The 223-nt window shown below is 61.4% G+C and carries 1 protein-coding gene; it reads right to left on the reverse strand.

The window, feature by feature from the left end; translation table 11 throughout:
• On the reverse strand, positions 1 to 223 hold a 223-nt coding region (locus RTM06_RS13650), incomplete at both ends, for a hydantoinase B/oxoprolinase family protein (RefSeq protein WP_312182815.1).

The following is a 223-nucleotide window of genomic DNA, read 5'->3' on the forward strand; positions in this document are numbered from 1 at the left end:
ACCGTGGTATTTGGTGCAAAAACTTCAAACGCCATCTCGGTGGCTAAACCACCGCGAAAACGCCCAGCTCCGGCGCTGTCGGCGGCTAAGCCGTAGCGATGGAAATGGATTGGCACTTCGGCTTCGTTGATCTCAATCGGCGTGTTTTTCAGGAACGCCGATAACCCGCCCGATCCGTCCGGCCCATCGTGGCGTGGCGTGCCACCTGCCCCGCCGCCCACCG

Source organism: Pantoea sp. CTOTU46764 (genome assembly GCF_031974595.1).
Taxonomy (GTDB): Bacteria; Pseudomonadota; Gammaproteobacteria; order Enterobacterales; family Enterobacteriaceae; genus Pantoea; species Pantoea trifolii.